Consider the following 10,496-nt stretch of genomic DNA (forward strand, 5'->3'; position numbering starts at 1 on the left):
AGCTCATGGTGCAGGGATACAAAGAATTTCAATCCTCTTTTGCGGATGGCTTTTTCCAGCTCGCCCACCACATCGCGGTGCGGGCCCATTTGTTTGGCATTAAAAGGTGTCAGCTGGCTGTCCCACATAGCAAAGCCATCATGGTGCTCCGCTACTGGTCCGGCAAAACGCGCCCCGCTTTTTAGAAACAGGTCGGCCCAGGCATCAGCATTAAAATGTTCGCCCTTGAACATCGGGATAAAATCATGGTACCCGAATTTGCTGAGGGGGCCGTACACGGCTACATGGCGCTGGTAGGTACCCAGTTTGGAATACCCGGAATCCGCATGCATATGGGAGTAATAATGTTCATTATTATAGGCAGGCACGGTATATACGCCCCAATGGCAGTAGATGCCGAATTTGGCATCGCGGATCCATTCCGGTACTTCCGTGTGCTGCTGAAGGGAGGTCCAGTCAGGTTTGTAATGAATATTTTTTTGTGCAAAGGAAACAGAAAAGAAAAAAACTACCAGCAAAAGGGCAAGGCCCCCAAGCCGGCACCGGAACATAACATGCTTCATAACCTGGTTTTATAATAGAACGCGGAACAGCAGTCAGGATTGAGATTGAAAAGACCAGGGTGATTAAATCCAATTAATCCCAAGATACTATATTTCCCTTATCTATACTATACTATGGTAGTCTTTTTTAGCTAAAGTGGGCACGCCATCGTTGCCGGTAACGATTGCGTAAAAAAAAAGCCGCTATGCTCCTTTTTTAAATAATTATTTCTGTAGCTTGACCCCTGAGATCATTACCTCTCTTACTGAAGGGAGTTATCAGGGGGGAACAGCAGCCTTGATTGTTATGGGGAAAGACCGTCATCTTAAAATTCCGTTAGTTATGAAAAGTATGCTTCTTTTTTTATGGACTATATTTTAATTGTCTGGCTGACACAAACCACTTTAGTCCTATTCTATCAACTTATTTAGTCCTATTCTTAAATCATTAAAACAATGATTCATCATTTACTTTCTGGTAAGCGGCTTACCACAGGGGGAACTGTATTGCTGATACTACTATACTTATGTGCCAACATCACCACCACGTATGCACAAAACAACAACAACACACCCGTTACCGTTGCAGGAAAACCGGCAGGTATCACTGTCAGGGGAAAAGTATACTCTGAGGATGGTTCCGAAGTTCCCGGCGTAACCATCCGTGTAAAAGGGCAATCAAAAGGTACCGTAACAGATATTGATGGTAATTACACCATACAGGTACCGGATGGCAAGGCCATACTGGTTTTTACCTACACTGGCCAGGCCCCGCTGGAACAGGCGGTGAATGACCGTTCTGCAGTAAATGTAACTATGAAAAGAGGGGTTACCGACCTTTCTGAAACGGTAATAGTAGGTTATGGTTCCCAGAAAAAAATTCATTTAACAGGCGCCGTTGCCACAGTGAACGTAAAAGAAATTGAGGACCTGCCTTTGGGCAACCTGTCAGCAACACTCGCCGGTAAGCTGGCCGCCGTAAACGTAGGCGGCGGTACTGCACGCCCGGGAACTCCCGCCACCATTACCATCCGCAACCCTGTTATTTATGCTAAAGATGGCGGCACCCTGCAACCCTTATATATTATTGATGATGTGATCCGCACCCCGGATGATTTTAACCTGCTGGATCCTACAGAAGTAGAAAGTATTTCTGTGTTAAAAGATGCAGCTGCAGCAGTGTATGGTGCACGTTCCTCACAGGGCGCCATTGTGGTAAAAACCAAAAGGGGCAAAGCCGGCCGGCTGGCTATCAACTATAATTCATCCGTAGGTTTTAGCCAGGCAACGAAGCTGCCTACTATGATGACGGGTTATGACCTGGCCACTTACCTGAATGATATGAACACTACCGGGGGCAAACCAGCTACTGATCCGGTTATTTATACCCCCGATGAATTAGCCTATTTTAAAGATCACAATTACGACTGGCTGCGCCAGGCCTGGAAAACGTCCCTTACTACGCGCCATACCTTTAATATCAGCGGCGGTACGGAAAAAGCCACCTTCTTTGCAGGCGCTACTTATTTTTACCAGAACGGTAACCTGGACAAGATCAAGAACGACCGCTGGACATTCCGTGCCAGCACAGATGTGAAGCTGGCCACTGGCTTAAAAACATCCCTTTCCGTAAGCGGCGATCTGTCCAACACCAAAATGTTCCTGCTGAAACAGGGTGGTGAAAACGCGGAGAACGACCTGAAAGGGTTGATCTATACCCCGCAGTTCAATCCGCCTTATGTAGATGGTTTACCGGTGCTGCTTAGCACTGCCAATAATATTGATGCCTTCCACTTTTTTGCAGTACAGGCATTGGACAACTATAGCCAAACCCGTTCCAACAGCCTGAATGTAGTTGCCAACCTGGAATATCAGCCTACCTTTATCAAAGGCTTAACCGCCAAAGTGCAGTACGCCAAAATAATGGACAATGTATTTCCCAAACAGTTTGGCACTTACTACAACCTGTATTCATTTTCCGGCCTGGGTGAGCATAAGCATATCATAGGCGGTGATGTGATAAACTCTACCCGTATGAAGAACGGCGCCCGTGTATTCTTCAAGCCTTCCTATGGCGATCGTTACCAGCTGGATGGTTACCTGAGCTACAACCGCAAATTTGGTAAACATGAGATCTCCGTACTCGCAGTAGCAGAGCAGTCTGAATACAGCTATGATGATGTGCAGGCCTATACGGAAGATCCTACTGAAAGCGCTCCGGATATTTCCCGTTTTGCTTTCGGCGCCATGAACGTATATGAAACAGCCAATGAAACCGGTAACCTGTCTTACATAGGCCGTTTGAATTATACCTATGCAGATAAGTACCTGCTGGAATTTGCTTTCCGTTATGATGCCTCCACCAACTTTGCACCGGCTTACCGCTGGGGCTTTTTCCCATCTGTGTCTGCAGGTTGGGTAATATCAGAAGAGAATTTTTTCCGCCAGAATGTGAACGCAATTGATTTCCTGAAATTACGCGCTTCAGCCGGTCACCTGGGTGGCGATGCTACCAAGGCCTGGGGATACCTGCAGCGTTATACGCCCAGCCAAACCAGCGGCGCCGTTTTTGGCGGCAACAATGCCAAGAGCGTAGGTACCCGGCCGGAATCTATGCCTAACCCCGCAGCCCGTTGGGACGATGACCTGAAATTTAACGCTGGTATTGATGCCAAAGCGCTGAATAATCGTTTATCCGTTACCATTGATGGATTTTACGATCACCGCTATAACATGCTCACCTCTTTAACAGCAGCCGTACCACTTACAGTAGGTTCTGCTATTTCTGCGGAGAACTACAATACCATCAATGCCTATGGTTATGAGCTGTCGCTGGGATGGAATGACCGTATTGGTAAGAACATTGATTTTACTGTAGGCGGTTTCCTGGCCTGGAGCGATGCCAAAGCCGTGAAAGTGGATGTGGACCGCGGTGTGGTTGGTACCTGGGAAGATCCTAACGGCCATTCACTGGACATGGGTTTGAAAGGATATGTATACGAAGGCATGTTCAGAACACAGGCGGATGTAGACAATTTCCTGGCTAAGAACCCCGACTACACCATTATGGGTAAAAAACCTGCACCGGGTATGTTATATTATAAAGATATCCGTGGTGCAAAAGATCCTATCACTAACCAGTATGCGGGTCCGGATGGTAAGATCGATGAAAACGACCAGACCTTTATTACCAATAAAGCCGACAATCACTACAGCTTTGGTATCAATGTAGGTGCAGGTTATAAAGGTTTCCGGCTGGATATGGTAATGGCAGGTTCCTTTGGCGGGGTAGCGCAGATAGAGAGCGGCGCCCGTAAACAGGCTACTGCTACCTCTTCCCGCCCGGCTTTCTGGACCGATCACTGGACGCCTGAAAACACCAACGCAACTTATCCGGATCCTTATTATAGCACTACCTACGACCTGGCTTCATCTTTCTGGAGCAAGAGCGCCTTTAATTTCCGGATGCGCACCCTGAACCTTTCCTACACTTTCTCAAAAAATATGACAAGAAAAATGGGCATGGAAGGTTTGAAGCTTTATATCAGCGCTACCAATCCCTTTAACTTCTACAATCCGTTTGATTACAGGGATAATGCACTGGGATCCTATGATGTGTATCCTAACCTGAGAACATTTGCATTTGGAATTAATGTAGGTCTGTAATTAGTAAGAAAAAAACAACGACAATGCGTACACGAATTCACATATTTATATTTTCAGTTTTGCTGTTATCCGTGGCAAGCTGTAGTAAGGTGCTGGATAAAAGGGACCTGGGCTCATTACAGGGCGACCTGGTGTTTAATGATTCCGTGCTGGCACGCACCTATCTCGATTATATCTACGACCAGAACCTGCCCGGCTGGGGCGGCACCTGGGGAACCAGCGGCAACCTGTCCGACGAATCGTATGGCGAAAGCAAATACTTTGAAGGCACCCTGCAGCCAAATGATGTAAATGACTTTGGCACCAAGCTGGATGCCAATAACGCCTTTGGCAAGATCCGCGCTATTAACCTGTACATACAGCAGGTGGATGGCGGTTCCTTAACCACCACCTGGAAAACAGCCTTAAAAAGCCAGGCATTATTTTTCCGCGCCTGGCGTTATTTTGAGCTGGTAAAATTATATGGTGGCGTACCTATTATCCTGGAGCCGCAAAGCGCAGTGGGCGATGAAGCCAAACAGCAGGACTATGTGCCGCGCAACAAAACTTCCGAATGTATTGCACAGATCGTGAAAGACCTGGATGCAGCCATAGCTGCCCTGCCTGCAAGATGGAGCAACACCAATGACTGGGGCCGCATTACCAGTGGCGCAGCTGCAGCCTTAAAAGCAAGAGCGCTGTTATACTGGGCCAGCCCTGAGTTTAATCCGTCTAACCTGGCAGACAGGTGGCAGGCTGCTTACACCGCAGCCAAAGCTGCAAAAGACCTGCTTTCATCCAACGGTTATGGTCTTAATTCCTCTTTTCAGAATATGTGGTTCTCAGAAGTGAATAACCCGGAAGCAGTATTTGTAACCTGCTATAACAACCTCTCAGGCGACCAGACTAAAAAGAACAATGGGTATGACAATAGCACACGTCCGTCTATAAACGGTACCGGTGGCGGTTCTAACCAGCCATCCAAAGAGCTGGTAGATGCTTTCCCCATGATCAATGGCAAGAAGCGTACAGAAGCTACGGCGGCATATCCCTATAACGATACGTTTTACTATAAGAACCGCGATCCCCGTTTTGATCAGACCATTGCATATAATGGCGCTACATGGCCGTTAAACGGCGCTAACGACTATAAGATCTGGACGTACTTTGTGAAAAATACTTCTACAGAGAACGGGAAGGCTTCCAATACCGGTTTCTATTGCCGTAAAGCAATTGATCCGGCAGTAAGCACCGGCAATGTGCAATATTCCGGTACCGACTGGATGGAGATACGGTATGCAGAAGTATTGTTAAACCTGGCAGAAGCAGCTGCCGCCATTAATAAGCTGGATGAGGCTTATGTTGAATTAAAAGCCATCCGTAAGCGGGCTGGTATCATTGATGAAGATAACACCGGTATGTATGGATTGAAGCCTAATATGACCCAGGCAGAAATGTTTAGCGCTATATTAGATGAACGATTATATGAATTTGCATTTGAAGGCAAACGTTTCTGGGACCTGCGCCGCTGGAAATTATTTGAAACCTTGCTGAATGGTAAAAAGCGGACCGGCGTTAAGATCACGCTGAACATTCCGGCTTCTGTACCTGACAAAGATGAGGATATTAAAAAATACGGAGCCGCATTCGCGCTGCAGCGCAATGGAAAAGACCTGGATAGTCTTTACCGTACTGATTTTAAAGTAGAATCAAAAGTAATGGATACCAAGTATGCCATTAACTGGAAACCGGAATACTATTTCTTCGCCATTCCTAAATCAGCCATCGATAATAATCCTAAGCTGGATCAGAATGTGGGATGGGGTGGAAGCTTTGATCCCGTTCAATAAAATATAAACGGATACACGGACATGCTTATGTTGTTAAACTGAAATAATAAGAAGATGAAGAACTATTTTGTTGCACTTACATGCACTGTTGCATTGGGACTGGCGCAGCCCGTGCTGGCACAATATCCAACTATACCAAAGGATATACAGGCGGCCAATGAAGCAGCTTTAAAGGAGGCACAGCGCTTGTCTGATGAAGCCTGGGAAAAAGCATTGCCGGTCATTAATGAAGATGCAAAACATGGTAAACCATTTGTGCCCTGGGCTTCCCGGCCAACAGACCTGCCCCAGGCAGAGATCCCTGCCTTTCCCGGTGCAGAAGGTGGTGGCGCTTATACCTTCGGCGGCCGTGGCGGCAAAGTGTATGTGGTAACCAGCCTGGAAGACCGTGGCCCCGGTACCCTGCGCGATGCAGCAGAACAGGGCGGCGCCCGCATTATTGTATTTAACGTGGCAGGTATCATACATTTAAAAAGTCCGCTGATCATCCGCGCACCTTATATTACCATTGCAGGGCAAACCGCGCCGGGCGATGGTGTGTGTGTAGCCGGGGAATCAGTATGGATCAACACACACGATGTGATCATCCGCTTTATGCGTTTCCGCCGTGGCGAAACCAATGTAGGCCGCCGCGACGATGCGCTGGGCGGCAATCCTGTAGGCAACATTATCATAGACCATTGCTCTACCAGCTGGGGCCTGGATGAAAATATCTCCATGTACCGTCACATGTACAATCCCGGGGATGGTTCACCGGATGAGAAGCTGCCCACTGTTAACATTACCATTCAGAACTGTATCTCTTCAGAAGCGCTGGACACTTACAACCACTCATTCGGCAGCACCATTGGCGGTGAGAACTGTACGTTCATGCGTAACCTGTGGGCCTGCAATACCGGCCGTAACCCGTCTATCGGCTGGTTCGGGCAGTTTAACTTTGTGAACAACGTTGTATTTAACTGGAAGCACCGCACCATGGATGGCAGCGATTACCGCGGGCTGTTCAACGTTATCAATAACTATTACAAACCCGGTCCTATTACACCGAAAGATGAGCCGGTAGGCCACCGTATCATTAAACCGGAATCCGGCCGCAGCAAGCTGAAATATAAAGTGTTTGGCCGTGCGTATGTGAACGGTAATATTATGGAAGGTTACGACAAGATCACCAAAGATAACTGGGCCGGTGGCGTGCAGGTAGAAGATGAGGAAGATGCCGGCCAGTACCGTGATGATATGCGCATCGTAAAACCTTTGCCTATGCCGGCTATCACAATTATGTCGGCCAAAGAAGCATATGAATTTGTACTGGCCAACGCAGGCGCTACCTTACCTAAACGCGATCCGGTAGATACCCGCGTGGTAGAACAGGTGCGCACCGGTAAGATCATCTATAAGGAGAATACGGCTACAGACGTTGGCAGCCAGTACATTCACCGCCGTTTGGACAAGGATTCCTACAAACAGGGTATTATTGCCGACATCAGCCAGGTGGGCGGCTATCCTGAATACAAGGGTACGCCTTACAAAGATTCTGATAACGACGGTATGCCCGATGAATGGGAACGCAAACATGGGCTGAACCCCAAGGATGCTGCCGATGCGGTGAAGGATATGAATGGCGATGGGTATACGAACATTGAGAAATTTATCAATGGTATTAACCCGGATAAAAAGGTGAACTGGAAAGATCCGAAGAACAATCTTAACACGCTTTCAGGTAAAACCAGCGGCCAGATGAGCCGTTAATAACATTGATCTGTGATGAAACGATTACAATATTTATTTTTAGCAGCATGTATGCTGGCCACCGCACCGGTACTTGCGCAAAGCGCTGCTGGTACAGATACGGCTTATGTGCGGGTGGTAACCCAGCGTGCCGATAAGATCGTAGCTTCCATGAACATGAGTAATACCACGGTATCCACAGAGGTGCGTGATATTATTGCACAGCAATACCAGGATCTGAATAAGATCCAGGTGGAGCGGGAAGCACAGGTGAAGGCCGCCAAAGAGGAATTGAAAGATAACAAGCCAGCGCTGGACGCCCGTTTGCAGGGTATTGAAGATGCTGCCAATAAAAAGCTGGATGTGCTGCACCAGGCATACCTGGCTAAGCTGTCTGCAAAGCTGAACCCTGCACAGGTTGACCAGGTAAAGGATGGCATGACCTACGGTGTGTTGCCGCTCACTTACGGCGTGTACATGGATATGCTGCCCAACCTTACCCAGCAGCAGAAAGCACAGATGATGGCCTGGCTGGTGGAAGCCCGCGAGCATGCCATGGATGCAGGTTCTTCAGAAAAGAAGCACGCCTGGTTCGGGAAGTATAAAGGCCGCATTAACAATTACCTTTCAGCTGCAGGCTACAACATGAAAGAAGTGGAAGCCGACTGGAAGAAAAGAAAGGGGATGCGATGAAATGAAGTTTTGAAGTAAGAAGTTAGAATACGAAGTAGCAATAAGATCTATATGAAGTAGGGTGTATGATGTAAGTAGCAACCAGGCTTCTTATGTTATACATCCTACTTCTTACTTCATTTTATACTGCTTCGTTTAACAAAAGAAGAATGAACCGGAAACTGATCAACATATTTTGTGTGCTTACGCTGGGTGTTATTACCGGCGTGTATGCACAGAAAAAAAATACACCTCCATCACCGGTGGCGCTCAACGCCAGCGGGCATTTAGTATATACGCCCGATGAGCAGGGCAACCGGATCCCTGATTTTTCCTACTGCGGTTACATGGCCAGCGAACAACCCATTCCGGATGTACCGGTACGTATAGTAGTGCCTGTTATAAAGGGCGATGCTACCGTACCTGTACAGGCGGCATTGGATTATGTGGCTGCCTTACCGGCAGATAAACAGGGTATACGCGGCGCCGTGCTGCTGCAAAAAGGCCGCTATGAAATAGCCGGCAGCCTGCATATGCGCGCTACCGGCGTGGTATTACGCGGCAGCGGGACAGGGGAGCAGGGCACTGTTTTGGCAGGTACGGGGTCTGACCGTCAAACGCTCATCCGCATCTATGGCCAGGCTAACCGCAGCGCCAATACACCCGTTAAGATCACCGATGCTTATGTGCCGGTAAATGCCCGCACTGTTCATGTAGCTGCTGCGCAGGGTTTTAAGGTGGGCGATAAAGTGCTGGTGCACCGCCCCAGCACTAAGGAATGGATAGCCGTTTTAGGCATGGATCATATGGGCGGCGGTATTACTACCCTGGGCTGGAAACCGGGCGAGCGTGATATAAACTGGGACCGTACCATAACAGCGGTAGATGGTAATGCCATTACACTGGATGTACCTTTAACCACTGCGCTGGATACAACGTACGGCGGCGGTACCCTGGCTGCACACAGCTGGCCGGGTCGTATTGAGCAAACAGGTGTTGAAAACCTGCGCTGCCAGTCGACCTACGATACAAACAATCCAAAAGATGAAGCGCACCGCTGGATGGCCATCACCCTGGAAAATGTTTGCGATGCCTGGGTACGCCAGGTAACCTTTGAACATTTTGCAGGATCGGCTGTGCTGGCGCTGGAAACCAGCAAGCGTATCACGGTTGAGGATTGTAAATCGCTGCAGCCTGTTTCTGAAATAGGCGGGCAACGCCGTTATAGCTTTTGGACGATGGGGCAGCAAACCCTGTTCCAGCGTAACTATGCGGAATATGGCTACCACGATTTTGCAGTAGGTTTTTGTGCAGCAGGCCCGAATGCATTTGTACAATGTGAATCTCATTTACCCAATAATTTCAGCGGCGCCATTGATAGCTGGGCCTCCGGTGTGTTGTTTGATGTGGTGAATGTAGATGGCAATGCCCTGCGTTTTGGTAACCGCGGGCAGGATGGGCAGGGCGCCGGATGGAGCGCCGCTAACAGCGTATTCTGGCAATGCAGCGCTGCACGTGTGGACTGTTACCGCCCGCCAACTGCCAACAACTGGGCTTTTGCAACCTGGGCACAGTTTTCAGGAGATGGGTACTGGGGCGAATCCAATGAACACATCCCGCCCCGCAGCTTGTATTATGCACAGCTGGCCGATCGTTTAGGCAAAGACGTTAAACAGCAGGCGCAGCTGATGCCGGTGGAATCAGAAGCTTCCAGCAGCCCCGGTGTGGAGCAGGCAGCTGCATTGACCCGGGCGTCTCTTAAACCGTTGCCACAGCTGACTGACTGGATAGATGGAGCCTCAACCCGCAATCCGGTTACCATAAAAGCAACCGGTGTTAAAACCATTAACGAGGTAGATTATACGAAACCAACACCCCCTGCGCTGGCTGCTCCCATGCATGTAAGTAATGGCTGGCTGCTGCGTGGCAATGCCGTATTAACCGGGGCGCATTTTGAAGTACCCTGGTGGCGGGGCGATGTACGGCCCGATGGTATTAAAGAATCCCAACCCGATGTAACCCGCTTTGTACCCGGCCGCATTGGTGCCGGCCTTACAGA

The 10,496-nt window shown here is 48.7% G+C and carries 6 protein-coding genes; 5 read left to right on the forward strand and 1 reads right to left on the reverse strand.

Going from position 1 to position 10,496, the window contains the following annotated elements; translation table 11 throughout:
- Positions 1 to 563 (reverse strand): alpha-L-fucosidase (locus tag VIM87_RS16575; RefSeq protein ID WP_331998071.1); only part of this gene is annotated, 563 nt, incomplete at its 3' end.
- A 435-nt stretch (positions 564 to 998) separates the two neighbouring features.
- Between VIM87_RS16575 and VIM87_RS16580 the strand changes: the two genes are divergently transcribed.
- The 5 genes from VIM87_RS16580 to VIM87_RS16600 all read left to right on the forward strand — a co-directional run.
- On the forward strand, positions 999 to 4,208 hold the full coding sequence (locus tag VIM87_RS16580; protein ID WP_331998072.1) for a TonB-dependent receptor: 3,210 nt from the start codon (positions 999 to 1,001) through the stop codon (positions 4,206 to 4,208).
- A 23-nt stretch (positions 4,209 to 4,231) separates the two neighbouring features.
- Positions 4,232 to 6,037: a RagB/SusD family nutrient uptake outer membrane protein gene (locus VIM87_RS16585; protein ID WP_331998073.1), complete on the forward strand. Its 1,806-nt coding sequence runs from the start codon at positions 4,232 to 4,234 to the stop codon at positions 6,035 to 6,037.
- Between the two features lie 54 nt (positions 6,038 to 6,091).
- Positions 6,092 to 7,786, forward strand: a complete 1,695-nt coding sequence (locus VIM87_RS16590) for a polysaccharide lyase (RefSeq protein ID WP_331998074.1) — start codon at positions 6,092 to 6,094, stop codon at positions 7,784 to 7,786.
- 15 nt (positions 7,787 to 7,801) lie between these two features.
- Positions 7,802 to 8,458 carry a DUF3826 domain-containing protein gene (locus VIM87_RS16595; RefSeq protein WP_331998076.1) on the forward strand — a complete coding sequence of 219 codons (657 nt, stop codon included), beginning with the start codon at positions 7,802 to 7,804 and terminating at the stop codon, positions 8,456 to 8,458.
- Between the two features lie 149 nt (positions 8,459 to 8,607).
- Positions 8,608 to 10,496: DUF6298 domain-containing protein (locus VIM87_RS16600; RefSeq protein ID WP_331998075.1), on the forward strand; the 1,889-nt coding region annotated here is incomplete at its 3' end.

Origin of the sequence: Chitinophaga sp., assembly GCF_036569125.1 — a bacterium.
Classification (GTDB): Bacteria; Bacteroidota; Bacteroidia; order Chitinophagales; family Chitinophagaceae; genus Chitinophaga.